The organism is Microbacterium elymi, assembly GCF_021582895.2.
Classification (GTDB): domain Bacteria; phylum Actinomycetota; class Actinomycetes; order Actinomycetales; family Microbacteriaceae; genus Microbacterium; species Microbacterium humicola.
Genome location: NZ_CP091139.2, coordinates 915,961 through 940,493 on the forward strand (window position 1 = coordinate 915,961; position 24,533 = coordinate 940,493).

The following is a 24,533-nucleotide window of genomic DNA, read 5'->3' on the forward strand; positions in this document are numbered from 1 at the left end:
GTCGATGACGCCCACGGTGACGCCGGCGCCGGCGGCGACCGAGCCGGACAGGCTCGCCGCGGCGGCGACCGCCAGCTGGTGGTAGTTGTTGCCGGCCGCGACGGCGACCGAACCGCCGGTGGTGACGGTGGCCGTCTTGCCGATCGTGGCGGTCGTGGTGATGTGTGCGACCACGACCGCGCCGGAGATGTTCACGGCGACGCCGCCCGAGACGCCGGCGCTGACGCCGACCGAGGCGATCATGTCGCTGTTGGTCGCGGTGACCGCGACGCCGCCGAACCCGGTGCGGGTGCCGGTGACCACGCGCTGCGGACCGGCGAGGGTGCCGTCCGAGGCGGGCAGCTGGCCGGCGGGGACGATGCTGTGCGAGCGGCCGGTCAGGCCGGTGACATCCAGTGCCAGGGGCTGCGGGCGACGTTGTCGCCGTTGCAGTCTTCGGCGGCGCCGGTGGCGTGGCACTTGGTGTCGGCGAGGGAAATGGTCTGGCCCATCGTGCCGGTCGGGCCGCTGACGACGATGACGTAGTAGGTGTGGCCGTCGACGAGGCCGGCGATGGGAGTGTCGCCACCTGCGCTGTAGACGACCTGGTCGCCGGTGACGGCATCCAGCAGGTAGGGCAGGACGATCTGCCGACCGGTGACGTCCACTGCCGGGGTGAAGACGGGCACGATCTTGCTGCCCTGGGTGATGGGGGTGCCTGCCTTGCTCGTCGCGACGAACCGCTGCGCCTGGCCCATCCGACCGCTGGCGGGGATGGTGAGGTGAAGCGGGGGTCCGCGCGGGGCCTGCGAGAGCTGGATCTCGGTCGACGAGACCACGATCACGTAGTACGTGTATCCGGCGCGCAGTCCGCCGATCGAGCTCCACCGCCGGCGTCGTAGGCGACCTGCTGCCCGTTGGAGAAGCCGTGCTGGTAGCCGAGGTTGATCGTGTAGCCGTCGGGTTCGAGGCCGCGGCTGCCGGTCGGTCCCGGTGTGCCGGGAAGACGCGGGTTGAACGTGGGGTCGACCCCGATGACCTGCGTGGATCCGTCGTCGACGGTGGAGTGTGTGATCGATGCCGACTGCGCGAGCGCGGTGACGTCGGCCGCGGCGCCGATCGTGGCGGTGGTGTTCTTGGTGACGATCGGCACGGCGGCCCCGGCGCCGACGGCCACCGTGCCGCCCAGCGCGATGTTGCCGGCCACGGTGTCGAGGGTCATCGCCTCGTTCGCCGAGACGATGACGTTGCCGCCCGCCCGGATGATGGCGTCCGCCCCCAGGCTCGCGGCGGTGGTCACGGTGATGACCGGAACAGCGGCGTTCAGCGCGACCGCTGCCCTCGCCGCCGATGGCACCGCCCACCGAGATCGACAGGATGTCTTCGCTCGAGGTCGCTGCGACCACGATGTCGCCCGCGGCCTGCACATGCGCGGCGGCGCCGATCGTCGCGGTGGTGTTCTTCGTGATCGCCTTCACGTCGGCGCCCGCGCCGACCCCGGCGGTGCCGCCCGCGGCCAGCATGCCGGCCGCGCCGACGATCGTGCTGGTGTCGGCGGCGGTGACCTGCACGGTCTGGGTGGGGTGCGCGGAGGGATCGGTGCATGTCGTTCCGACGCAGTTGACGAGCGTCCGGTCGCCGATCGAGGCCGCCGTGGTGTCGGTGAGGACGAGCACGGTCGTCGATCCTGCCGCCCCCACTTCGCCGCCGACGGCGCCCGCCATCGCGATCGAGGTGAGGTCCTGGTGCTGCCGTGCGTCGACGAGCAGGTCGGCGGCCGACGACACGTCGTCGTCCGAGGCGATCGACGCGGTCACCGGCATGGTGCGCACGAGGACGGCGGCGGCCAGTCCCACCCCGGCGGTGCCGCCGAAGGCGAGGCCGCCCGCATAGAGCTGGATCTTCTGCGCCGTGGTGCCGTCGAGGGCGTCGACGGCCCGGAACGCGATGTCGCCGAACGCCACGAGCGCGCCCTGCGCGTAGTGGCTGCCCGACGCCCAGGCGGCGATCGGCGCCCAGCGTGCGACATCCGCGTCCGGTGTCGTCGTCGAGCCGTCGACCGCGACCTTCGCCCGATAGAACCCGTCGTCGAAGAACACGACCTGACCCGCGGCATACGAGCCGCCCGCGGTCCACGCGTCGGCGCGCTGCCAGTCGGCGGTGGCGAGGCGGGGGCCGGCGTCGGATTCGCCGATGTCGGCGATCGCCCGGTACACCATGCCGTCGTAGGTGACGAGGTCGCCGGATGCGTAGGCGCCGCCGCGGGTCCACTCCTGGATCGAGGCCCAGTCGCTCGGGGCGTCGGTCGCGGCGGCGATGGCGATGGCCGCCTGGTAGATGGCGCCGCCATCGGTGACGAGGTCTCCGGCGGCGTACGCGGATGCCGCGGCCCACGCATCCGATGCCGCCAGCGCCTGCCACTCCTCGACGTCGACGTCGGGGGTCACGATCGTGCCGTCGTCCAGGACGGGGGCGCCGACGACGTCGGTCAGCGCCCGGTACGCCGTGCCGAGGTAGTCGACGACCGTGCCGGTGGCGTACTCGCCGTCGGCGTCCCAGGTGGCCACGCGCCGCCAGCTGCCGGGCAGATCGGTGGACGTGGTCAGCGTGCGGGTGGCGACGTACTGGCCGGCGTGACCGGACACGATCCGACCCGTGCGGTAGGCGGTTCCGGCGACCCAGGTGTCACTGGTGTGCCAGGCGGCGCTGCGGTCGGGTGCGACGGCGAGGGCGGGGTCGTCGGTGTTCTGGTGGGCCGCGACGGTGAGGTCCCCGCCGGCCCGCACGGTGGTGCCGACGGTCGTTCCTCCGCCGATCGCGGCGCGCACCCCGGTTCCGCCGGCGACGTTCTGCAGGATCACGATGATCGATCCGGCGATCCCGGCTTCACCGGCGGCGCCGGCCGAGGCGGCCACGGCCAGCACCGGGTCGGTGGCGGCGGCGGTGACGCTCACGTCTCCCCCGCGCTGACCCGGGACGACGAGCCGAACGACGCGGTCACGGTCGTGTCGACGACATCCACGATCACGGCGATGCCGATCCCGGCGTCGCCGGTCGACAGTCCCAGGGCGCCGGCGATCTCGACCTGCTCGGTGTCGTCGCGGGCGAGGACGGTCACCGTCTGCGCGGCAGTGCCGGCCCGGCGCTGGTTGATCAGGGCACCGGCCCCGATGGTCGCGGTGGTGGTGCGGCTCCACACGTTGACGATGAACGAGCCGCCGAGCGACAGCTCACCGGTGCCGGCGCCGCCGGCCACCGCGATCGTCGAGACGGCCGGCGAGGCGACCTGGCTGCCCGGTGCGGGGATCAGCGATACCCCGGGGATGCCTTCCAGTGCGCCGAGCAGGTTCGATCCCATCAGCCCCACGTCGACGCCGAGCAGGCCGAGCGCGGCGGTGCTCCGGATCGTCATCGCACCGGCGGCGTCGAGCCGGGTGGGAGTGGCGGTGGACGAGTCGACGGTGGCGGTGGTGCGCACCGGCTCGAGGATGTTGATGGCGATCGCCGCGCCCACCGCGGCGCCGCCCTGCGACAGGGCTCCGGCGATCGCGAGGTTCTGCAGGCCCATCGGGTTGGAGGCCGTGATCGACAGCGCGCCGGCCGAGTTCAGATCCGCTCCGGCCTCGACGTGGGCGGTCGTGGTGTAGCTGATGACGGTCAGACCCACCGAGCCTGCGATCTGCGGGTTGCTCTTGCCGCCGGCCGCGGCCAGCCCCCAGACGATGACGCTGTTCAGCTCGGCCTCGCCGGTGCTCTCGTCGATCGGGGTGCCGGCGGTGATGCGGATGCCGTCGGCCGCGATGCGCGCTCCGGCGCCGATGTCGGCGGTGTTGGCCACCGACAGGTAGGTGAAGCCGACCCCGGCGCCGATGTTGGTCTTCGCGTCCTTCGGGTTGAGCGCGATGCCCAGGGCGCGGGCGGCGATGCTGGTGAGCTGAAGTGCTTCGACCTCGACCGCGCCGTCGGCGATGACGGTGACTGCCGGGTCGATCATGGCGGTGTTGGTCGTCTGGACCCAGACGATGGCGATGGATGCCGCGACCCCGACACCGCCGCCGGATTCGCCGCTCTGCGCGCTGCCTTCGTGCCGCCCTGCTTGGCGGCGCTGTCGGCGGACGGGGGCGAGTTGGCGCCCTTCCCGCCGGCGTTCGGATCCTTGGCCACGGTGTCGGTGGCGGTCTGGTCGGTGGTCTTGCCCCCGGACGGCAGGTCGAACCCGCCGATCGCGCTCGCATTGGCGGTGGCGGCGACCTCGATCTCGGACTCGGCGGTCACGGTCACCTCGGCGGCGGTGACACCGCGGCCGAGCCGGGCCAGCGTGCTCCATCCGATGATGATGGGCAGGGCGACCGCCGCACCGACGGCGACCTTCTCGGCTTCGACGTTCGCGTTCGCCTCGGTCTCGGCGGCGTCGAGGGTGTGCGTGGCGCGGATCGTCACGGCACCGTCGACCGTGAGGACGCCGGGCGCCGAGCCGAGCCCGGCCGTCGCGGTGTCGCCGGTGTCGACGACGAGGGCGACCGCCGGGCTGAATGCGCTTCCGCCCTTCGTCCCGGCCTCGGCGATCGTGGTGACCGACCGCTCCGAGTCGGCCGTGATGGCCAAGTCGCCGCCGGCGGCGACCGGCACGCCGTCGGCGATCTGCGCGATGGTGACGGTCGGGGTGAGCACCTGGATGGCGACGGAGGCCCCGACCCCCAGGCCGGCGCCCGTGGCGTCCTGCCCGGTGATGGCGGTCGAGATGTTGCACGGCAGCCCCAGCACCTGCGCGCACGTCTTGAACCCGGCCTTCGACGACGCCTCGGCGGTGTCGTGCTGGACGAACACCGCGGTCAGCGTCACGTCGCCCTCGTGGGCGTCGGCGGACGCCCCGGACGGGATGAGCGCTTCGGTGTCGGCGCTGACGATGTTGATCGCCAGCGCACCGGCGACGCCGACCTTCGCGGCGTTGCTGGCACCCGAGGTGGCGGTGGCCGACACGGTGTGCACGGTGTCGGATTCGCCGTCTTCGGAGTCGACGGGGGTCATGGTGGCGGTGACCGTGAGACCGTGCGCGTCGATCGCCGATGCCCCGGTGGTGGCGACGTTGGTCATCGACACGTCGTTGACGGCGACGCCCGCACCGACGCCGACCGAGCCCTTCGTGGCCGTGCTGCCGTTCGCCTCGCCCACCGCGTCGGTGTTCGCGCTGCTGGCCACGGTCACCGTCCCGGTGTCGGACGCGATGCTGAGGTGGTCGCCGATGGTGGCCCGCGACCAGGTCGTGACGATGAGGATGGTGAACGCGCCGGCGATCGACAGGGATGCTCCGCCGTTGTCGCTGGTTCCGGCCGTCGGCGTCGAGGTCTTGGCGGCGCCCTTGCCGGTGTTCAATGTGGAGACGGCGTTGCCCTGGCCCAGCACCCGGTTGGCGGTCGCGTTGATGCCGCCGGCGGTCTGCCCCGAGCTTCCCGGAGCCGCAGCATCCGTCCCGCCCTCGTTGGTCGACGAGCCGGTCGCGCTGATGGTGACGGGACCGTGTGCGTGCAGGTCGCGCGACAGCGTCGCGTGCACATCATCGGCGACCACGGCAAGGGCAAGGGCGAGGGCGATGCCCACCTTGTCGGGGTCGACGTCGCCGCTGGACTCGGTCGTGGTCTCGGCGGTCTGCGACGCGGCCACCACGACGTCGCCCGACAGCCCGAGCGCCGTGCCTGTGCCGATCACGGCCGAGGTCGTGAGGTTCACGATGGCGAGTGCCACGGCAGGAGACAGTGCGATGTCGCCGCCCGAGCCGCTGATGGCGAGGGTGTCGACGGTGTTGTCGTCTTCGGCGCGGATCTCGAGCGCGGCGCCGCCGGTGAGCACGGCGCCGTTCTGGATGCCGGCGGTCGTGGTCACATTGTCGATGCTCAAGGCGAACGAGGCGCCGATACCCATCTTCGGGCCGTCGCCGCCGTCGGCGACGAGGTAGTGCGCGTCGCCGGTGGCCTTGCTCGGGATCAGCACGAGCGGGTCGAGTGCCATCGCCTGGGCGAAGGTGGCGGCCAGCTCGATGTAGCCGGGCTTGACGACGATGGCGTAGTACGTGCGGTTGTTCACCAGGGTCGGCGGCAGCAGGCGAGGGTTGTTCGTGACCACACCGATCGGGTCGCCGCCTCCGGTGCGGTAGACGACGGCGTCACCCGTCTGCAGGTTGCCGTCGGTGACCGCGTAGGCGAGTTGGATGACGGTGAGCCTGCCGTCGGGGCCGGGCAGGATCGCGGATGCCGGGTCGAAGGCGTTCAGGAAGGGAACGGCCGAGGTCGTCTCGTCGACGCCGGCCACGGCATCCATCGTCACGTCGCCCGTGCCCGCATCGACCTGCGCGGCGGTGGTGCCCGACGAGCGCATGCGCACTGGTGGTCACCGAGGCGATGTTGATGCCGACCGAGCCGGCGAGGCCCAGCTTGCCGCCGCCCGACGCGGCCGAGTACCCCTCGGCGTCTAAGCTGTGGCTCGTGTCGGTGTCGGCGCACGCGTCGGTGTCGTCGGCGACGCAGACCGGCGTCACGGTCGCCGACAGGGTGAGGCCGTCGGCGCGGATGATGGCGCCGGGCGCGACGTCGGCGGTGTTGATCACCTTCGCCAGGTTGAGCGCGATGCCGGCGCCGATGGCGGCGGTCGCGGCCTCGGTCGCGGTCTCTCCGTCGCCCACAGCGGTCGCGTCGGTGTTCGCCGACGAGTTGAGGGTCACCGGCCCCCCGGTGACGATCAAGGTCACCCCGCCGGGCAGGGTGACATCGCTGGTGGTGGTGACGAGGTTGAACGAGATGGCCGCCGCGACGCTCAGCGACGCACCCCCGTCGGTGCCGGCGGTGGGGGTGGTCGCATCCTTGCCCTTGTCGGCCCCGTTGCTGCCGGCGAGCCCGTTGGCCATGCCCAGGAACTTGTCGGCCTGCGCGTTGACCGACCCGGCCGGCGAGGAGTTCTCGTCGGGGGCGCCGCCGGTGCCGGCCCAGGTGGTGGCCGACGTCGCCGACGAGCCGACGGCCGCGAAGGTGGCTGATCCGACCGCGGTGATGCCTGCGCGCGGTGGTGGCGGTGACCGTGTGGTCGGCGGTGTTGACGGCGACCGACACGCCGATCGCCCCGTTCGAGGTGGTGTCGCCGCTGGCTCCGGTGTTGATCGTCGCGGCCTGGGTGGCCTCGGCGTCGAACGCACCGGTGAGCACGAGCGCGCCGCCGGTGCCGACCCCGGCGTGCGTGGTGGCGTTCGAGATGCCGACCGAGACGACCGGGGTGAACGCGATGCCGCCCGACGAGCCCGCCTTCGACTTCACCGTCATGTCGACGGTCGATGCCGCGGCGAGCGTCAGGTCGTGCGCGCCGGTGAGGGTGGCCCCGTCGGCGATCGCGGCGGTGCCGGTGTCGTTGACGATGTTCACCGACACGCCCGCGCCGACGCCGACCGCATCCATGGGCTTCTGCACCAGGGTCAGCTGGTGGTCGGTGCCGCTGGCCGCCGACGGGTCGAGGGTCAGCACGATCGAGCCGTTCAGGAGAACGGCCGGGTAGAGGCTCGCCGAGATCAGCTTGCACCCTGGTGATGCCGGTGATCGGGTCGGGGGTGCAGGCGAAGCCGATGCCGCCGGGGCAGTACACGTAATACGTGCCGCCGCCGGTGAGGCCCCCGATGTCGCTGCCGCCGCCTGAGGTGTAGACGACCTTGTCGCCGGTGAGCACCGGCGAGCCGGCGAGGCCGCCGTTGGAGTGCAGGAACGGCATCGGCAGATCGATGGTCTTGTGGTCGGCCTCGATCGCGACGGTGGGGTCGAAGAACGGGCCGGACGGGCGGGCGCTGGTGGTCGACTCGGTGCCGTGGGTCGAGGCGACCGTGACGTCGGCGCCGTGCACGCTCAGACGGGCGCCGGCGCCGATGGCGGCCGAGTGGTCGACCGTGACGACGTTCACGGCGAATGAGCCCTGGAAGCTGACGGGCGACGCGACCGGGTTCGTGACGGCGATGCCCGCACCGCCGCCCGAGGTGGCGCGGGTGTCGAAGGTCTGGGCGGATGCCGGGGCCACGCCGGTGACCGGATCGACGGGCTGGACCGCGTCGACCGTGACCGTGCCGGTCTGCAGATCGACGGTACCGCGGATGGCGGCCGTCGTGGTCAGCGTCGCGATGGCCACCGCGACGGCGGCGGCGATGGCCGCACCCGAGCGCAGCATCGCGTGCCCGTCGGCCACCGTGTCGGCCGACGTGCCGCCGTCGGCGTGCACGATCACAGTGCCGGTCGGCGCGGTCGTCAGCCCGAACGTGCCCGACGACGGCGCGATGTACGCCTCGGTGTCGCCGGTCATGCGGGTCACGGCGAGGGCTCCGGCCACCGTGAGCGGGCTCAGGGCGGTGATGGTGCCCCCGACGAACTGGGCCGGCGTGATCGCGGCCCCCGCGCCGTCGGTGTTGGCGGTGGCACCGCCGGGGCTTGCCGCGGCGTGCGTGGTCAGCGTGGTGTCGGTGTCGGCGCGCACGGCCAGGCTCGCCGCCGTGTTGCCGGTGGTGTTCGCGTCGATGTACGCCTTGGTCGTCTGGTTCAGGGTGAGCAGCGCGACGCCGGCGCCGGCCCCGGCCAACAGCGCGCTGCCGTTGGCGGTCAGGTTCGACGTGGTGGTCGCCGACAGCGACAGGGCGCCCGCGACCTGGAAGCGCGTGGTGCCTGACAAGTGGGTCTGCGCGGTCGAGGTCACGTCGAGCTGGGCATAGGCGGCGTCGACGGCTGGATCGTTCGGGCTGCCGTCGGTCGAGGCCGCGGTGGCGGTCACGGTCGAAGAGCTCGACACGTCGGCGGCGCCGCTGGCGACGATCGTGCTGTCCGTGATCGACACGGTCGCGGTGGAGTCCACCGTGACGACGCTGACCGGAACGGCCGAGGCCGGATTCGCCGCGGCACTCGCCGCGAGCGTGATGGTCCCGCCGCGCAAGCGTCGCGCCGGTCAGCGTGATGTGGGCTCCGGGCGCGGCGGTGATCTTGCCGAGCGAGGTCGTGCCGTCGTCGGATGCTGTCGCGCGCAGGACGATGCTGCCGTCGCCGGTGCCGCCCTGCGTGTTGATCGTGACCCCGTCGACGGTGATCGTCTCCGCGTCGACCGTCAGCGAGACGCCGGGGATGAGCAGGTCGGTCGAGAACGACACGGCGTCGTGACCCGCGCCGCCGTCGATCACGATCGAGGTCGCCGTCGAGCCGAAGGCGAGCGTCTCCATCGTGGGCGAGCTGACCGTGATGACGCCGGCGGCGAGTCCGACGGTGATGGTGTCGTCGCCGGCCGTGCCGGTCACGTGCACCACACCGGCGCTGAGCGTGATCGGCTCGAGCCCGGTGTAGGCGAGGGTGGTGCCGTCGATGTGCAGTGAGCCGGAGCTGTGATCGACCGCCGTCGTGCCCACCGCGGTGCGCTGCCCCGCCACGACCAGGGTGTCGTACCCGCCGGCGCCGCCGTCCAGCAGCCCGGTCAGCGACCCGCCGGGCTGGATCGTGAAGGTGTCGCGGTTGCCGGCCGCACCGGCGAGACGGCCTGCTCGCATGAACGAGACGGCCCCGAACGTGCCGGTGTCAGCGCCGGTCACCGACCACCGGGTATCGACGGCGGGACCGCCGATCGTGTTGGCGCCGGCGCCCCCGTCGAAGCGGAACGCGAGGCCGGCGGGCGCGCCCGCCACATCGAACACGACCACGTCATCACCCGCGCCACCGAGCACCACGACCGTCTTGGCCGCGCCGATCGGCGCGGCCAGGACGGCGCCGTCGACGCCGGTGAATCGGACCGATGCTGCGGCGGCGTCGTAGGTGACGGCGCCCTTCAGGGTGCCGGTCCCCGCTGTCAGTGTCAGCACGCCGCCGGCGGAGGCCCAGGCCGGACCCGCCGGCGTCGCTGTCGTGGTCGGGGCGGTCGTGTCGGCGGGGGCGGCCGAAGCCGAGTCGCTCGGTGCCGGTGACGCCGAATCGGCGGCTGTCGGGGTGGCCGGGTCGGTCGGCACGGGCGAAGCGGAGTCCGTCGGCACGGGCGACGCCGAAGCGACGGGAGCAGGGGTCTGTGTCGGTGCAGGATCGCCGGTCGCCGCCGGCGTCACGGCGGGAGCCGTCGTGCTCGAGGCGGAGGCTGGAGCCGTGTCCGCAGTGCTCGTGTCCCCAGTGCTCGTGCCCGCCGTGCTCGTGCCCGCCGTGCTCGTGCCCGCCGTGCCGGTATCGACGCCGCTCGTGTCCGCGGCCGGCTGCGGAAGCAGCGAGCCGTCGACCTGCCACACGTGGCCGGCGGCGAGCGTCGGGGCCATCAGCCCGCCGGCGACATGTCCGAGACCGAGGAAGTGGCCGATCTCATGCCGTACCACGGTGAGCAGATCCATCTGCGCGGGGCCGCTCCCCACCCCCAGCCGGCGGCGTTCGTATCGATGACCACGGCGTTCGACCCCTCGGATCCGAGATCGAGACCGGGCAGCTCGCCGACGCTCGCGGAGAAGCCGCTGAACGACGCCGACGGATCCACAGCCCGCCACTCCCCCTCGGCCTGCGTCACCGCGGCGGCCAGTGTGCCCGCACTGAGTGCGTCGGTGCCGGGCGCGACCGGGGTGGCGGGAGCGGCAGCCGCCTGCAGCAGATGAGTGCCGTCACCGGTCGGGCTGGGCGAGTCGCTGGGGGCGGGGCTGGGCGAATCGGTCGGGGCGGGGGTCGCCGAGTCGCTCGGGCTCGGCGACGTGGACGGAGCGGGCGACGGCGATGTGGACGGAGCGGGCGACGGCGACGTCGTCGGCGCAGGTGACGTGGTCGGACCGGGTGCCGGCGGAGCAGGTGTCGTCGGGGTCGCCCGGCCCGACGTGCAGGTGACTGAGTTGCCGTCGGCGGAGCGTACGCACACCATCTGCGACCCAGTGCTCGTCGCGCTCGGCTGCGGCGTGGGTGTCGCGGATGTCGACGGCCGCGGCGAGGCCGGGCGGACGGATACCACCGGAGTCGGCGTCGGCGTGGAGATGCGGATCGTGACGGGGTGTGAGCCCGCGGAGGGCGGGACGACGATGCGAACGGTCCGCTGCGTGGTCTGTCGGCGGGGGGCCGGGGATGTCACGGGCGACTTCGCACCGCCGGTGGCACCGATCGACGCTGAGGGGACGGTTGCGCTGTCGGACGCGGCGGGGGTCCGAGCGGCCGGGCCGGAGGAGGCCGGCACGGATGAGGACGGCGCCGACACGGCCGGTGCCGGCGGGGCCGCGAACGCCGCGGTCGACGCGCCCATCGGCGTGATCGCCACGACCGCCGACACGAGCAGGGGCGGCAGCGGCCGCATGGGGCGGCGGGGCATCGCGACGCGCAGCCGATCGCCGTGCGCGCGCCTGCCCGTCGCAGCCATCAGGCCAGCCTTCCCCGAGGCGACCGAAAGGATCGCTGGCCTGGACGCGGCGCGGAGAACGGGGGCAGAAACCCAGATCAGCCCAGCGGGCGCGGTGTCCGTGGCAAAACGTATACCCGCGCTCGAGTGCTCGTCAAGCAGGGAAATCCGGCGCCGGACGACGACGAGCCGCGCGCTGCTCCGCGGCGCGGGCGGAGCTGGACCACCCGGCCACCCATATATGCAGACAAGCGCATATGGCGGTTGTCGGCTCTCCTGCCAGCGCGCGTCCGGCGCCGTCAGCCTCGGCCGTCATCGAGGCGGATGCCCCGGCCCGGGTGCCCTACTTCTTGTAGTTGGGCGCCTCGACCACGATCTGGACGTCGTGGGGGTGCGACTCTTTGAGGCCGGCGGCGGTGATCCGGACGAATTTTCCACGCTGCTTGAGCTCGTCGACGGTGCGCGCGCCGACGTAGAACATCGACTGGCGCAGTCCGCCGATCAGCTGGTAGGCGACGGCGCCCAGCGGGCCGCGGTACGCGACCTGGCCCTCGATCCCCTCGGGGATGAGCTTGTCGTCGCTGGGCACGTCCGCCTGGAAGTAGCGGTCCTTCGAGTACGAAGTCTTCTTGCCGCGCGTCTGCAGTGCGCCGAGCGATCCCATTCCGCGGTACTGCTTGAACTGCTTGCCGCCCTGGAACACGATCTCGCCGGGCGACTCGTCGGTGCCGGCGAACAGCGATCCGATCATCACGGCGTCCGCCCCGGCCACGAGCGCCTTCGCGAGATCGCCGGAGTACTGCAGTCCTCCGTCGGCGATGACGGGCACGCCCGCCTCGCGCGCGGCGAGGGACGCCTCGTACACCGCGGTCACCTGCGGCACGCCCACACCGGCGACGATGCGGGTGGTGCAGATCGAGCCCGGGCCCACGCCGACCTTGACGGCATCCACCCCGGCGTCGATGAGCGCCTGCGCGCCCTCGCGGGTGGCCACATTGCCGCCGATGACGTCGATGCCGGCGAACGACGGGTCGCCCTTCAGACGCGAGATGATCTCGATCACGCCCGCCGACTGCCCGTTCGCGGTGTCGACCACCAGGACGTCCACGCCCGCGTCGCGCAGCGCCTCGGCGCGCTGCCAGGCGTCGCCGAAGAAGCCGATCGCCGCACCGACCCGCAGGCGGCCCTGCTCGTCCTTGGTCGCCAGCGGGTACTTCTCGCTCTTGTCGAAGTCCTTGATCGTGATCAGGCCGGCGAGCCTGCCGTCCTCGTCGAGCAGCGGAAGCTTCTCCACCCGGTGCTCGGCGAACGTCGCGATCACCTCGCCGGCGCTGATGCCGACCGGCCCGGTGATCAGGCCCTTGGTGGTCATCACGTCGCGGACCTTGGTGGTCTGCCGCTCGAAGCCCGATACGAACCGCATGTCGCGGTTGGTGATGATGCCGACCAGGCGCCCGTCCGGATCCACGACCGGCAGCCCGAGATGCGGTACTGCGCGCACAGCGCGTCGACCTCTTCGATGGTGGCATCTTCAGTGGTGGTGATCGGGTTCGTGATCATCCCCGACTCGCTGCGCTTGACCTGGTCGACCATGCCCGCCTGGTCTTCGATCGACATGTTGCGATGCAGGATGCCGAGCCCGCCCTCGCGCGCGATCGCGATCGCCATCCGCGCTTCGGTGACGGTGTCCATCGCCGCCGAGATCAGCGGCGTCGCCACCGTGATCCGCCGGGTCACGCGCGAGGAGGTGTCCGCCTCGCTCGGGATGACGTCCGTGTGGCCGGGCAACAGCAGGACGTCGTCGTACGTGAGGCCGACGAAACCGAAGGGGTCGGGCTGATCCATTGATTCTCCTCTCGCCCCGCGGGGCGCGCTGGCGGCGGCGGGCGTCCTCGGCGTGGAAGAGACGGCCCTCCACCGATACTGATTGTAATCGCGTGGAGCACCCGTGCATTCCCGCTGCCGGGCGCCTGACGTGCCATCCAGACGGATGCCGCGGGCCGCCGCGTTGCGAAGATCGATCGATCTCGCGCATCCGCGGGACAACCGGCGCGCGGCACGTTACGCTCGAACCGCACGCGAGGCGGCGACGATACCCGACGGCGCCGCGATCGACTCAGTGTGGAGGATGCGTGAGACTCAGGACGACGGCGCCGCGCCGACCCGGAAAGTGGCGCGTCGCGCTGCTGAGCGTGGCAGCGGCCGCGCTCTTCCTCCTCGTGCAGCCGGCGGCCGCGGCATCCGCCGCCGACCACCCGGCCACCGCGCCCGCCGCCGCGCACGCCCCCACCGCCGCGCTCGCTCACGGCGCAACCGCGGGACTGCCGCGGCCCGCCGACGAGAACGCGCCGAAGACCGACTTCTTCTTCGCCGGCTTCATCTCGTACAAGGACAAGCCCCTGGCAGGGGTGGTCGTCTCGATCGAGGGCAACGGCTTCTCGGCGAAGACGAAGACCGACGCCGAGGGATCGTGGAAGCTGTACGTGCCCAAGAAGGCCACCTATACCCTCACCGTCGACGAGGCGACGCTGCCCGAGGGCGTGATCGTGAAGGGCGAGTCCGCCTCTCGCGAGGTCACGTTCGGGCTGACGAACACCGCGTACGTCAACCTGTTCCTCGGGCAGGGCGAGCGGGTCACACAGTCGTTCGCCTCGGCAAGCCTGCTGACCCGGCTGGTCAGCGGCGTCAACTTCGGCTGCTGCTCTCGCTCGCCTCGATGGGCGCGGCGCTCATCTTCGGCACCACGCGGCTGACGAACTTCGCGCACGCCGAGATGGTGACCTGGGGCGGGGTGATCGCGCTGATCGCCTCCACCTGGTGGCATCTGCCCCTGTGGCTCGCCCTGGTCGTCACGGTGGTGGCCGGTGCCGGGCTCGGCTGGGGGATGGATGCCGGGCTGTGGAAGCCGCTGCGCCGCAAGGGGCTGGGCACGGTGCAGCTGATGATCATCAGCATCGGCCTGTCCTTGGCGCTGCGGTACGCCTTCGAGTTCATCATCGGCGGCGGCACCCTGCAGCTTCCCGGGTCGAGCCCCAAGCCGCTCCAGCTCGGACCGATCTCGCTGTCCTACATCGACATCGCGAGCATGGCGGTCAGCCTGGTGGCGACGCTGGGTGTGGCGTTCTTCCTCACCCGGACGAGAATCGGCAAGGCGACGCGGGCGATCTCGGACAACCCGCAGCTGGCCGCCGCCTCCGGGATCAACGTGGACCGCGTCATCCGCATCGTCTGGTCGGTGGCGGGTCTGCTCGCCGCCGTGTCCGGCGTGCTGTGGGCGTACTACCGCCCCGGGGTGAAGTGGGACATGGGAGTCCAGATGCTCCTGCTGATCTTCACCGCGATGACCCTCGGCGGCCTGAACACGGCGCTCGGCGCGTTCGTGGGGGCGCTCATCGTCGGCATCGCCGTGGAGACCTCGACCCTGTGGATCCCCTCGGACCTGAAGTACGCGAGCGCGATGGTGGTCCTGATCGTGATCCTGCTGGTGCGACCACAGGGACTGCTCGGACGCAAGGAAAGGCTCGGCTGACATGGACTGGGGACAGATCTTCAGCAACACCGCGAGCTACCTGCTCAGCCCGGTGACGATCGCCTACGCGCTGGCGGCCACCGGCCTTGCCGTCCACTTCGGGTACGGCGGCCTGCTGAACTTCGGCATGGCCGCGTTCATGGCCGTCGGCGCCTACGGCTACGCCATCTCGGTGCTCACCTTCAGCGCGCCGTGGTGGCTGGGAATGCTCATCGGTCTCGCCGCCGGGGCGCTGTTCGGCCTGCTGCTCGGCATCCCGACGCTGCGACTGCGCGTGGACTACCTCGCGATCGCGACGATCGCATCCGCCGAGATCATCCGTCTGCTGTTCACGACGCAGCTGTTCAACAAGTGGACCGGCTCGGCCGAGGGACTGGCCAACTTCAACGCCGGATTCAACAGCGCCAACCCGTTCCCTCCGGGCCGCTACGGCTTCGGCCCGTGGACGTACACGGCCGCCCAGCTCTGGGTCGTGGTGTTCGGTCTCGCGCTGCTGGCCGTCTCCCTCCTGCTGGTGTGGTCCCTCGTGCGAAGCCCGTGGGGACGGGTCCTGAAGGGAATCCGCGAGGACGAAGACGCCGTCCGATCGCTGGGCAAGAACGTCTTCGCCTACAAGATGCAGGCGCTCGTGGTCGGCGGTGTGATCGGCGCGGCCGGCGGCATCGTGTTCGTCCTGCCCTCGGCCGTGGTCCCGGGCAGCTACACCACCTCGCTGACGTTCTTCCTCTGGGTGATCGTGCTCCTGGGCGGGGCGGCGACCGTCTTCGGACCCACCCTCGGCGCGGTGCTCTTCTGGGTCGTGCTCGCCTTCATGAACAACCTGCTCCCGGCGCTGGCCGCCGCAGGCTGGCTGCCCATGTCGACCAGCCAGGCCAGCGTCATCCAGTTCATCCTCGTGGGCATCACGCTGATGCCTGCTCGTGATCTTCCGCCCGCAGGGCATCCTCGGAGACAAGAGGGAGATGACCTTTGTCAAATAGCGAGCCAAGCAGCACGCCGAGTGGAGAGCCGACCGACGGTGCCTCTGCGCCGGCCCCCGGCACCCATCGCGCGAAGACGACCGGCCTCGCCCAGAGCGAGCCGGTTCCGGGTGTCGCCAAGGTCGACCCGATCCTGAAGATCGACGGCGTCACCCGCTCATTCGGGGGTCTGGTCGCCGTGGACGTCGACCACCTCGAGATCCCGCGGGGCGCGATCACCGCGCTCATCGGCCCGAACGGTGCCGGAAAGACGACGCTGTTCAACCTCCTGTGCGGGTTCGACCGGCCGAACGCCGGGGCATGGTCCTACGAGGGCAGGAACCTCGCCGGGGTGCCCTCGTTCAAGGTCGCCCGCATGGGTCAGGTGCGCACGTTCCAGCTGACCAAATCGCTCTCCCTGCTCACGGTGCTGGAGAACATGAAGCTGGGGGCGCGGGACCAGACCGGCGAGCGATTCTGGCAGAGCCTGTTCCCGTTCCTGTGGCGTGCCCAGGAGCGGGAGATCGAGCAGAAGGCGCGGGAGCTGCTGGCCCGGTTCAAGCTCGATGAGAAGGAGAAGGACTTCGCCGCGTCGCTCTCCGGCGGGCAGCGCAAGCTGCTCGAGATGGCGCGTGCGCTGATGAGCGATCCGCAGCTCGTGCTCCTGGACGAGCCGATGGCCGGCGTGAACCCGGCCCTGACCCAGTCGCTGCTCGGGCACATCCTGGATCTGAAGGACCGCGGGATGACCGTGCTGTTCGTCGAGCACGACATGCACATGGTGCGCCACATCGCCGACTGGGTCGTCGTCATGGCGGAGGGTCGGGTCGTCGCCGAGGGACCGCCCGACAGGGTGATGGAGGAGCAGGCGGTCATCGACGCCTACCTCGGCAGTCATCAGGACGTCGACCTGGGCGTGGTCACCGGCCGGATCTCGGGCGAGCTGAACACGTCCGCGATCGACCTGCTCGAAGAGATCGATCAGGAAGTGCAGAGGGAGACCGTCGACGAGGACGGGACCGACGGGAAGGGGCGGGACGCGTGAGTGAGAGCGGAGCTGTCGTCGAGGTGGACAACGTCACCGCCGGGTATCTGCCCGGCGTCGACATCCTGCACGGGGCGAGCCTGGTCGCTCAGAAGGGAGAGCTGGTCGGGATCATCGGCCCGAACGGCGCCGGCAAGTCGACCCTGCTGAAGGCGATCTTCGGGATGGTGCAGGTCCGGGGCGGCGATGTGCGGCTGCACGGCGAGAGCATCGTGGGGCTGAAAGCCGACAGGCTGGTCTCGCGCGGGGTGGCGTTCGTCCCGCAGACCAACAACGTGTTCCCCTCGCTGACCATCGCCGAGAACCTGCAGATGGGCCTCTTCCAGAATCCGAAGGCGTACGCCGAGCGGCTCGAGTTCGTCACCGGCATCTTCGCCGAACTCGGCGGCCGCCTGAACCAGCGTGCCGGCTCGCTCTCCGGCGGCGAGCGCCAGATGGTCGCCATGTGCCGGGCGCTGATGATGGACCCGTCTGTGCCGCTGCTGGACGAGCCCTCGGCTGGGCTGTCGCCGGTGCGGCAGGATGACGCGTTCATCCGCGTCTCGGACATCAACAAGGCCGGGGTCACCACGATCATGGTCGAGCAGAACGCGCGCCGCTGCCTGCAGATCTGCGACCGCGGCTACGTGCTGGATCAGGGCAAGGATGCCTACGAGGGCACCGGACGCGAACTGCTGAACGACCCGAAGGTGATCGGGCTGTACCTGGGCACGCTGGGCACCGAGGCGGCGTAGCCGGCTCCGTGTCACCGCTGCGGCATCCCCGCACGGATGAGGGCCCCGGACTCTGCGAGTCCGGGGCCCTCATCCGTCACCGGTGGATCAGTTGGTCCGCTCCGGCGTGTTCTTCGCGTTGTACTTGTAGATGCCGATGACGGCGCCCTGCGGGTCGTTCTTGTCATCGAACTTGCTCATGCCGGAGTACCCGTGGTACGCGGGAACCTTCCCGGACTTGATGAGGTCCGCGCAGTCGGCGAACGAGGTGCACTCGGTGCCGTTGCCGGAGCCGCCGGACACCTCCTGCATCTTCGCGCCCATGGCCGCGCCCTCGGTGGACTTCGCCTCCAGCGCCGACAGCGCCATCAGCACCGCGGCGTCGTAGGCCTCACCCGCGTAGGTGAAGTCGGCGATCTTCTTGTTGCCCTTGCCGGTCCAGTACGTGTCCAGGCGCTGGGTGAAGTCGTCGGCCAGGGCGGGTCCGGGCTTGGTGCCCTGCGCGCCCTCGAGCGAGACCGGGAACGAGCTCCCGTAGTCGGACAGGTTTCCGTCGACCATGTAGAAGTCCTTCGCCGGGATGCCGGCGTTGACCAGCAGCGGGCCGATGGTCTTGAACTGGTCGAACGTGATGATCGCGACCGAGTCGGGGTTGGCCGCCTTGATCGTGGCCACCTGGGCGTCGAACTGCGAGTCGCCGACGTTGAAGGACGCGTTGGCGACGACCTGGCCGCCGGACGCCTCGAACGTCTTCTTGATCGCCTGGTAGAGACCGTTGCCGTAGGCGTCGTTCTGGAAGATCACGCCGAGCGACTTCTTCTTGTCCTGCGCGAGCAGGTTGCCCAGCACCTCGCCCTGCAGCAGGTCGCTGGGAGCCGTACGGAAGTACAGGTGGTCCTTGTTCGGCCAGTCCGTGAAGTCGGGCGACGTGTTCGACGCCGACACCGTCAGGATCCCCGCCGAGATGTTCCCGTCCAGGATGAGCTTGGTGACGCCGGATGCCGAGCCCCGACCATCGCGGTGATCCCCGCGCTGCGCAGCTTCGAGATCGACGTCTCGTAGGCCTTCGTGTCGGTGTCGCCCTCGTCGGCGGCCGTGTAGTCGATCGTGATGCCGGCCTTGGCGTCGTTGATCTCCTGCACCGCGAGCCCGACGCCTGCCTCCTGGGGAGGACCGAGGAAGGCCAGTGATCCAGTCTCCGGCATCAGTGAACCGAGCTTGAGCGTGAGCTCGGTCGCCGGACCGCTGTTGCCGCCGCTCGTGTCACTCGGGTTGCTGGCGGGCGAGCCGCTGCACCCGGCCATCACGACGGCGACCGCGCCCGCAAGGGCGATCGCCGCGATCGCCTTGCCTCCGCGCAGGCCTTTCATTCCGTTCATGGTGCTCCTTTGCTTGAACGTGGTCGTGCCACGCTGGGTGTTCTCACCTTATTGGCACCCGGGCTCGCTTGGCGGGAACCGACGTATCAGTGCGTTAACGATCGCGGCGCGACATCCGTCGTTCAGGCGATCTCAGCGACATCCGCCACGCCGCGTCGGCGACGCGCGTTCAGCACCGAGTCGACCGACAGCACCACCAGTGCCACCCACACCAGGCTGAAGCCGACCCAGCGCTCGGGCGGCATGTCCTCGTGCAGGATGAACGCGCCGGTGAGGAACTGCAGGATCGGGGTGAGGAACTGCAGCAGACCGATCAGACTCAGCGGCGCCCGGCGCGCACCCGCGGCGAAGAAGAGCAGCGGAACGGCCGTCACGACCCCCGCCAGCGACAGCAGCACCGCATGCGCCGGCCCGGCAGAGCCCATGGTCAGCCCGCCGGTCACGCCGACCCAGACGAGCATCACGGCGGCCACCGGGGTGAGCCAGGCGGTCTCGAGGGTGAGTCCGGTGACCGCATCGACCGAGCCGCCCACCCGGTTCTTGGCCAGCCCGTAGGTGCCGAACGAGAACGCCAGGAGCAGGGCGATCCACGGCACCTGGCCGTACCCGACGACGATCACCACGACGGCGATCAGGGCGATGCCGATCGCCGCCCACTGCGCCGGGCGCAAGCCGCTCGTGCAGCACCAGCACGCCCAGCAGCACCGTGACGATCGGGTTGATGAAGTAGCCCAGGCTCGCCTCGATCACGTGACCGCTGAGGGTGGCGACGAGGTAGGTCGTCCAGTTGACGAAGATCAGGACACCGGCCGCCGCCGTCCAGCCGAGCACCCGCGGCTGCCGCAGGACCGCCGCCAGCCGACCCCAGCCGCGCGTGACGGTGAGGGCGAGGGCGCAGAAGACGAGGGTCAGCAGCACCCGCCAGGCCACGACCTCCCACGGACTGGAGGGCAGGAGCGCGAGGAAGTACAGCGGGAACAGCCCCCACAGCAGGTACGCGAAGAACGCGTACACACCGCCGCGCACGGCGCCGTTCGGCTGCCGGCGGGTCTGCTGCGGTGTCACCGGTCCAGCCTAGGCTCGCGCGGCACCGGGGAATGACGAGGGCCCGGATGCCGCAGCATCCGGGCCCTCGTCGTGTCACGACTAGCGGACGACGACCGCCAGCACGTCACGGGCCGACAGGACGAGGAACTCGTCCGCGCCGAACTTGACCTCGGTCCCGCCGTACTTGCTGTAGAGCACGCGATCCCCGACGGCGACGTCGAGCGGAACGCGGTTGCCGTTGTCGTCGATGCGACCCGGACCCACGGCGACGACCTCGCCCTCCTGGGGCTTCTCCTTCGCGGTGTCGGGGATGACCAGACCGCTCGCGGTGGTCTGCTCGGCCTCGACCTGCTTGATGACGATGCGGTCCTCGAGTGGCTTGATGGAAACCGACACGGTCTACCTCTTCCTGTGTGTGAACTACCGAGTTGAGACTGAAGACTCGTTAGCACTCCAACCTGTCGAGTGCTGATCCCAGTTTAGGCATCAGTTGGCACTCACGCAACGCGAGTGCCAACCGATGACGTCCCCTTACCCTGGAGGGATGGAGATGTCCGAGCTGACGGCGCTGCTCACGCCCGAGGGACTGCGCCTGCTGGACGAGCTCGGCCCGGTGGCCTCGACGGCGGATGCCGCCCGCGCGGTCTCGCGTCTGCGCAAGGCCGGGCACTCCCCGACCTGGTGTCGGCGGTGGTCGGCCAGGCGCATCTGCGGGCCAAGGGCGTCGCGAAGTTCGGCGACTTCGCCGCACGGATGCTGTTCACCCGCGCCGGGCTGGAGCAGGCCACCCGGCTCACGGTGGCCGCCCATCACGCACATCGGCTGCGGACCGCCGGCATCGGGCGGGTCGCCGACCTGGGCTGCGGCATCGGCGGCGACGCCCTGGCGTTCGCGGCGGCCGGGGTGACCGTGCAGGCGGTGGACGCCGACGAGGTCACCGCGGCGATCGCCGCGTACAACCTGGCGCCGTTCGGCGCCGCGGTCACGGTCGCGCAGGGGGAGGCCGAGTCCACTGATCTCCAGGGTGCGGACGCGCTCTGGCTGGACCCGGCCCGCCGCACCGCCGGCCACCGCGAGACGCACCGGGTGGCGGCGGAGGACTACTCCCCGTCCCTGGACTGGGCGTTCGCCACCGCCGAGCGGATCCCGACCGGCATCAAGCTGGGCCCGGGGCACGACCGCGACCGGCTGCCGGAGGCCGCCGAGACCCAGTGGGTGAGCGCCGACGGGTCGGTCGTCGAACTGGTCGTGTGGACCGGGCGCCTGGCCCGCGACGGCGTGCGCCGCTCAGCGCTCGTTCTCCGCGGCGAGCAGACCCACGAGCTGACCGCGTCGGCGGACGCCGACGACGCTCCGGTGCGGGAGCTCGGCGCATTCCTGCACGAGCCGGACGGGGCCGTCATCCGTGCCCGCCTGATCGGCGACGTCGCCCGGCAGCTGGAGGGCGGGATGCTGGACGAGCGCATCGCGTACATCACCGGCGACGCGGCACTGACCAGCCCGTTCGTGCAGTCGTTCCGGGTGCGCGAGACGCTGGCCGCGACGCCGAAGGCGATCGACGCGGCGCTGCGGGCGCACGGGATCGGCACGCTGGAGATAAAGAAGCGCGGCGTCGACGTCGACCCGGCGGTCTTCCGCCGCCGCCTCACCCTGTCCGGCGAGGGATCGGCGACGCTGATCCTGACCCGGGTGGGCGACCGGCGGCTCGCGCTGCTCGCCGACCGCGTGGGCTGAGGCTATTCGGCCAGGCCCGCTTGGCCCGCCGCCCACAGCAGCCATCCGCCGCTGTACAGCACCGAGAGGATGCCGAGGGCCAGCGCCCAGGCGGCGACGACCGTGCTGTCGCGCGGGCGGCGCAGCGAGATGATCGCGAGCACGATCGCCACCAGGCCCAGCGGGAACCCCCACCCGACGAAGAACGAGACGATCAGGGCGATGACGGCCATCGTCAGGGCGCCGCCGGCGAGGCTGCGGGGAGCGGATGGCGAGGTGACCCACTGCGCCTCCGGCAACGGCTCCCCGTCCTCGGCGGGCCCGCTGTCGGTGGCGGGCACGTCCACCGGCGCGGTGGGCAGCCGCTGGAACCCGCCCTGGTGGGCGCCGGGCAGCGCCGTCGCGCCCGCGTCGGCGTCGACGTCCGGGGTCGGGGCGGTGGTCTCGACCGGCGTCACCGGCGGCTTCGACGTCTTCGATGTCTTGGGCGGCAGAGGCGGCTTCGGCGGCACGGAGTCCTCCGGACTGGACCTGTCCGGACTGGACCTGTCCGGCGTGGGCATCTCCGGCGTGGGCGCCGGGCGCCTCGGGTTGCGCCCCTTCGGGGATTCGGGCGGGGAGTCGGGCGTGCGCGACGCGGTCATGCGGCGGCTCCGGCATCCTGCGCCGCCACCTGGATCTCGGTGACCGGCAGCGTCGAATCGGCGCCGAACACGAGTGTGGACGGCTCGCGTCCGGACATGATCAGCTGTGCGGCCAGCGCCGCGATCATCGCGCCGTTGTCGGTGCACAGGCTCAGCGGCGGGATGCGGACGGTCACGCCGGCCGCCGCCGCGCGCGCGAGCGCGACCTCACGCAAGCCGACGGTTCGCGATCACTCCCCCGCCCAGCAGCGAGCCGCGGCACGCCGTGCCGGGCGCAGGCATCCAGTGCCTTCGTCACCAGGACGTCCACGACCGCCTCACGGAAGCTCGCGGCCACGTCGGCGACCGGCACCGTCTCGCCCGCCGCCTCGCGCTGCTCGATCCAGCGGGCGACGGCGGTCTTCAGCCCCGAGAACGAGAAGTCGTAGCGGTGCCGGTCCATGTCGGACGCGCGCGCGAGCCCCCGTGGGAACCGGATGGCCGCCGGGTCGCCGGATGCCGCGGCCCGATCGATCTCGGGCCCGCCCGGGTAGGGCAGCCCCAGGATGCGTGCGACCTTGTCGAACGCCTCGCCGGCCGCGTCATCCATCGTCTCGCCCAGCAGCTCCACGTCGTCGGTCAGGTCGCGCACGAGCGGCAGCGACGTGTGCCCGCCCGAGACCAGCAGCGCGACGGTGGGGTAGTCCAGCGGGCCGGCGTCGGCGTCGAGGATGTCGGCGGCGATGTGGCCGACGAGGTGGTTCACGGCGTACAGCGGCTTGTCGAGGGCGACGGCGAGCGCCTTGGCCGCGCCGACGCCCACCATGAGCGCGCCGGCAAGGCCCGGACCGGACGTGACGGCCACCGCATCCAGGTCGGTCAGGGCGATGTCGGCCTCGGTCAGCGCCGCGTCGATCGTGGGCACGAGGGCCTCGAGGTGGGCGCGCGCCGCGACCTCGGGCACCACGCCGCCGTAGCGGGCGTGCAGCTCCATGCTGCTGGCGATGGTGTTGCTCAGCAGGGTGCGCCCGCGAACGATGCCGATCCCGGTCTCGTCGCAGCTGGTCTCGATGCCCAGCACCAGCGGCTCCCGGCTCATTCCTCGCCTCCGCTCGGCAGGTCGGCGTGCAGAACTCCGGAGTTCTGCACATCACGGGCCGGATCCGGCCGGTCCTCGGCCCGCCCCGTCCATTCTTCCGGAGTTCTGCGCGCCTCACGGCGGGTGAGATCGGCCTGCATCACGATCGCGTCGACGTCGTCGGGCTGGTAGTAGCGCGGCCGGCGCCCGACCTCGCGGAATCCCTCCGAGACATACAGCGCCTGCGCGACCGGGTTGTCGGCGCGCACCTCGAGGAACAGATCGCGCACCCCGCGGCGCACCGCCTCGTCGATCAGCGCGCACAGCAGCATCCGTCCCCATCCATGGCCGCGGGATGCCGCCGCCACCGCGATCGTCTGGATGTCGCCGTCGTGGGCGCCGGAGGGCGCCCGCAGCCCCGCGTAGCCGGCCACGACGCCGTCGGAGACGAGCACGAGATAGCGGCCGTGCGGCGAGGCGAGCTCGTCGCGCATCATGCGCGGGCTCCACGCGTCGGTGGGGAAGGATGCCTGTTCCAGCACCATGATCGCGTCGAGATCGTCGGGCACGGCGGGGCGCAGCGCGGCGGTCACGTGCCCACCCGCTTCGGCGCGGCGGGCGGGGCGACGTCGGGCGACCGCAGGTAGATCGCTTCGCGGGGGGCGACCTCGCGGCCGGCCTGCAGGGCGCGCGCGGCGACCAGGGCGATCATCGCCCCCGACACGGCATGCGCATCGCGCCGCTGCGCGCCGAACTCGGCCAGCACATCGTCCAGCCGATCGCGGGGGGCCAGGGCAGGGCCGGCGACCCGGACCGGCAGTCCGTCGTCGTCGGTGCCGTCGTAGACCGAGTAGGCGTATTCGCGGCGCCGGGCATCGGTCACCACGGCGAAGCGCGGCAGCTCGTCGAACGGGTCGCCCAGCATGATCTGCAGCGCGATCGCGTCGTGGCTGACGACCGGGACGACCGGGATGCCCCGCCCCAGCGCGAACGCCCGCGCGGCGGCGATCCCGATCCGCAGCCCGGTGAAGGGCCCGGGCCCCATCCCCGCCGCCACGTGCGTCACCCCTCCCCCCGCCTCGAAATCGTACGATTTGGCCGAGTGCACATCAGTCTGGGCCGAGT

At 71.5% G+C, this 24,533-nt stretch carries 16 protein-coding genes and 6 pseudogenes; 8 read left to right on the forward strand and 14 right to left on the reverse strand.

Annotated features, from left to right (window positions below; translation table 11 throughout):
• Positions 1-377: 377 nt before the first annotated feature.
• The 4 genes from L2X98_RS04915 to L2X98_RS04930 all read right to left on the reverse strand — a co-directional run bounded on the left by L2X98_RS04915 (position 378) and on the right by L2X98_RS04930 (position 8,766).
• Positions 378-2,933 carry a hypothetical protein gene (locus tag L2X98_RS04915; RefSeq protein ID WP_259612509.1) on the reverse strand — a complete coding sequence of 852 codons (2,556 nt, stop codon included), beginning with the start codon at positions 2,931-2,933 and terminating at the stop codon, positions 378-380.
• The gene (locus L2X98_RS04920) at positions 2,930-3,973 is read right to left on the reverse strand and encodes a hypothetical protein (RefSeq protein WP_259612510.1); all 1,044 of its coding nucleotides are present in this window, start codon (positions 3,971-3,973) and stop codon (positions 2,930-2,932) included. The genes L2X98_RS04915 and L2X98_RS04920 overlap by 4 nt, the downstream gene beginning before the upstream one ends.
• Complete coding sequence (locus L2X98_RS04925) at positions 3,970-6,285, reverse strand: beta strand repeat-containing protein (protein WP_259612511.1); 2,316 nt, start codon at positions 6,283-6,285, stop codon at positions 3,970-3,972. The genes L2X98_RS04920 and L2X98_RS04925 overlap by 4 nt, the downstream gene beginning before the upstream one ends.
• Positions 6,286-6,786: 501 nt before the next feature.
• On the reverse strand, positions 6,787-8,766 hold the full coding sequence (locus tag L2X98_RS04930) for a hypothetical protein (RefSeq protein ID WP_259612512.1): 1,980 nt from the start codon (positions 8,764-8,766) through the stop codon (positions 6,787-6,789).
• Between L2X98_RS04930 and L2X98_RS04935 the strand changes: the two genes are divergently transcribed.
• Complete coding sequence (locus L2X98_RS04935) at positions 8,756-9,355, forward strand: hypothetical protein (protein ID WP_259612513.1); 600 nt, start codon at positions 8,756-8,758, stop codon at positions 9,353-9,355. The two genes, L2X98_RS04930 and L2X98_RS04935, sit on opposite strands and share 11 nt — an antisense overlap.
• 933 nt (positions 9,356-10,288) lie before the next feature.
• Positions 10,289-10,600, forward strand: a complete 312-nt coding sequence (locus tag L2X98_RS04940) for a hypothetical protein (RefSeq protein WP_259612514.1) — start codon at positions 10,289-10,291, stop codon at positions 10,598-10,600.
• 6 nt (positions 10,601-10,606) lie between these two features.
• Here the strand turns inward: L2X98_RS04940 and L2X98_RS04945 are convergent, their stop codons facing one another.
• Together L2X98_RS04945 and guaB are read right to left on the reverse strand one after the other, a co-directional pair.
• A complete protein-coding gene (locus L2X98_RS04945; RefSeq protein WP_259612515.1) occupies positions 10,607-10,852 on the reverse strand; it encodes a hypothetical protein in 246 nt (81 codons plus the stop codon).
• An 813-nt stretch (positions 10,853-11,665) separates the two neighbouring features.
• A pseudogene (guaB, locus tag L2X98_RS04950) lies at positions 11,666-13,167 on the reverse strand (IMP dehydrogenase).
• Between the two features lie 476 nt (positions 13,168-13,643).
• Here guaB and L2X98_RS04960 point away from each other — a divergent pair.
• The 4 genes and pseudogenes from L2X98_RS04960 (at position 13,644) to L2X98_RS04975 (ending at position 17,589) form a co-directional block, all read left to right on the forward strand.
• A pseudogene (locus L2X98_RS04960) lies at positions 13,644-14,851 on the forward strand (ABC transporter permease subunit).
• A gap of 1 nt (position 14,852) precedes the next feature.
• Positions 14,853-15,831: pseudogene (locus L2X98_RS04965) on the forward strand (branched-chain amino acid ABC transporter permease).
• Positions 15,821-16,855 carry an ABC transporter ATP-binding protein gene (locus tag L2X98_RS04970; protein WP_435526250.1) on the forward strand — a complete coding sequence of 345 codons (1,035 nt, stop codon included), beginning with the start codon at positions 15,821-15,823 and terminating at the stop codon, positions 16,853-16,855. The pseudogene L2X98_RS04965 and the gene L2X98_RS04970 overlap by 11 nt, the downstream one beginning before the upstream one ends.
• A complete protein-coding gene (locus L2X98_RS04975) occupies positions 16,852-17,589 on the forward strand; it encodes an ABC transporter ATP-binding protein (protein WP_259612518.1) in 738 nt (245 codons plus the stop codon). The genes L2X98_RS04970 and L2X98_RS04975 overlap by 4 nt, the downstream gene beginning before the upstream one ends.
• 87 nt (positions 17,590-17,676) lie before the next feature.
• On the opposite strand, the gene L2X98_RS04980 is transcribed toward L2X98_RS04975, so the two are convergent.
• The 4 genes and pseudogenes from L2X98_RS04980 to groES form a co-directional block, all read right to left on the reverse strand.
• Positions 17,677-18,513 (reverse strand): ABC transporter substrate-binding protein, encoded by an 837-nt coding sequence (locus L2X98_RS04980; protein WP_259612519.1) that lies wholly within the window; start codon positions 18,511-18,513, stop codon positions 17,677-17,679.
• Positions 18,514-18,515: 2 nt separating this feature from the next.
• Positions 18,516-18,947, reverse strand: coding sequence for an ABC transporter substrate-binding protein (locus L2X98_RS04985; protein WP_259612520.1), 432 nt, complete (start codon positions 18,945-18,947; stop codon positions 18,516-18,518).
• A 122-nt stretch (positions 18,948-19,069) separates the two neighbouring features.
• Positions 19,070-20,012: pseudogene (rarD, locus tag L2X98_RS04990) on the reverse strand (EamA family transporter RarD).
• 81 nt (positions 20,013-20,093) lie between these two features.
• Positions 20,094-20,390, reverse strand: a complete 297-nt coding sequence (gene groES, locus L2X98_RS04995) for a co-chaperone GroES (protein ID WP_017203655.1) — start codon at positions 20,388-20,390, stop codon at positions 20,094-20,096.
• A gap of 148 nt (positions 20,391-20,538) precedes the next feature.
• Here groES and L2X98_RS05000 point away from each other — a divergent pair.
• Positions 20,539-21,728, forward strand: a pseudogene (locus L2X98_RS05000) (class I SAM-dependent methyltransferase).
• Positions 21,729-21,730: 2 nt separating this feature from the next.
• On the opposite strand, the gene L2X98_RS05005 reads toward L2X98_RS05000, so the two are convergent.
• Complete coding sequence (locus tag L2X98_RS05005; RefSeq protein ID WP_259612521.1) at positions 21,731-22,165, reverse strand: hypothetical protein; 435 nt, start codon at positions 22,163-22,165, stop codon at positions 21,731-21,733.
• On the opposite strand from L2X98_RS05005, the gene L2X98_RS05010 reads away from it, so the two are divergent.
• A complete protein-coding gene (locus L2X98_RS05010; protein WP_259612522.1) occupies positions 22,146-22,394 on the forward strand; it encodes a hypothetical protein in 249 nt (82 codons plus the stop codon). The genes L2X98_RS05005 and L2X98_RS05010 overlap by 20 nt on opposite strands.
• On the opposite strand, the pseudogene tsaD reads toward L2X98_RS05010, so the two are convergent.
• The 3 genes and pseudogenes from tsaD to tsaB form a co-directional block, all read right to left on the reverse strand.
• Positions 22,348-23,429 (reverse strand): annotated as a pseudogene (gene tsaD / locus L2X98_RS05015) (tRNA (adenosine(37)-N6)-threonylcarbamoyltransferase complex transferase subunit TsaD). The gene L2X98_RS05010 and the pseudogene tsaD sit on opposite strands and share 47 nt — an antisense overlap.
• A complete protein-coding gene (gene rimI, locus L2X98_RS05020; protein WP_354002927.1) occupies positions 23,426-24,001 on the reverse strand; it encodes a ribosomal protein S18-alanine N-acetyltransferase in 576 nt (191 codons plus the stop codon). Before rimI ends, tsaD begins: the two are co-directional and overlap by 4 nt.
• Positions 23,998-24,474, reverse strand: coding sequence for a tRNA (adenosine(37)-N6)-threonylcarbamoyltransferase complex dimerization subunit type 1 TsaB (tsaB, locus tag L2X98_RS05025; RefSeq protein ID WP_259612523.1), 477 nt, complete (start codon positions 24,472-24,474; stop codon positions 23,998-24,000). Before tsaB ends, rimI begins: the two co-directional genes overlap by 4 nt.
• Between the last annotated feature and the right edge of the window lie 59 nt (positions 24,475-24,533).

Excerpts from the sequence above, each read along its gene's own strand:
- L2X98_RS04920 (WP_259612510.1), bottom strand. The coding sequence starts at position 3,973 with ATGATCGACCCGGCAGTCACCGTCATCGCCGACGGCGCGGTCGAGGTC.
- L2X98_RS04940 (WP_259612514.1), top strand. The coding sequence starts at position 10,289 with ATGTCCGAGACCGAGGAAGTGGCCGATCTCATGCCGTACCACGGTGAG.
- L2X98_RS04985 (WP_259612520.1), bottom strand. The coding sequence starts at position 18,947 with ATGAACGGAATGAAAGGCCTGCGCGGAGGCAAGGCGATCGCGGCGATC.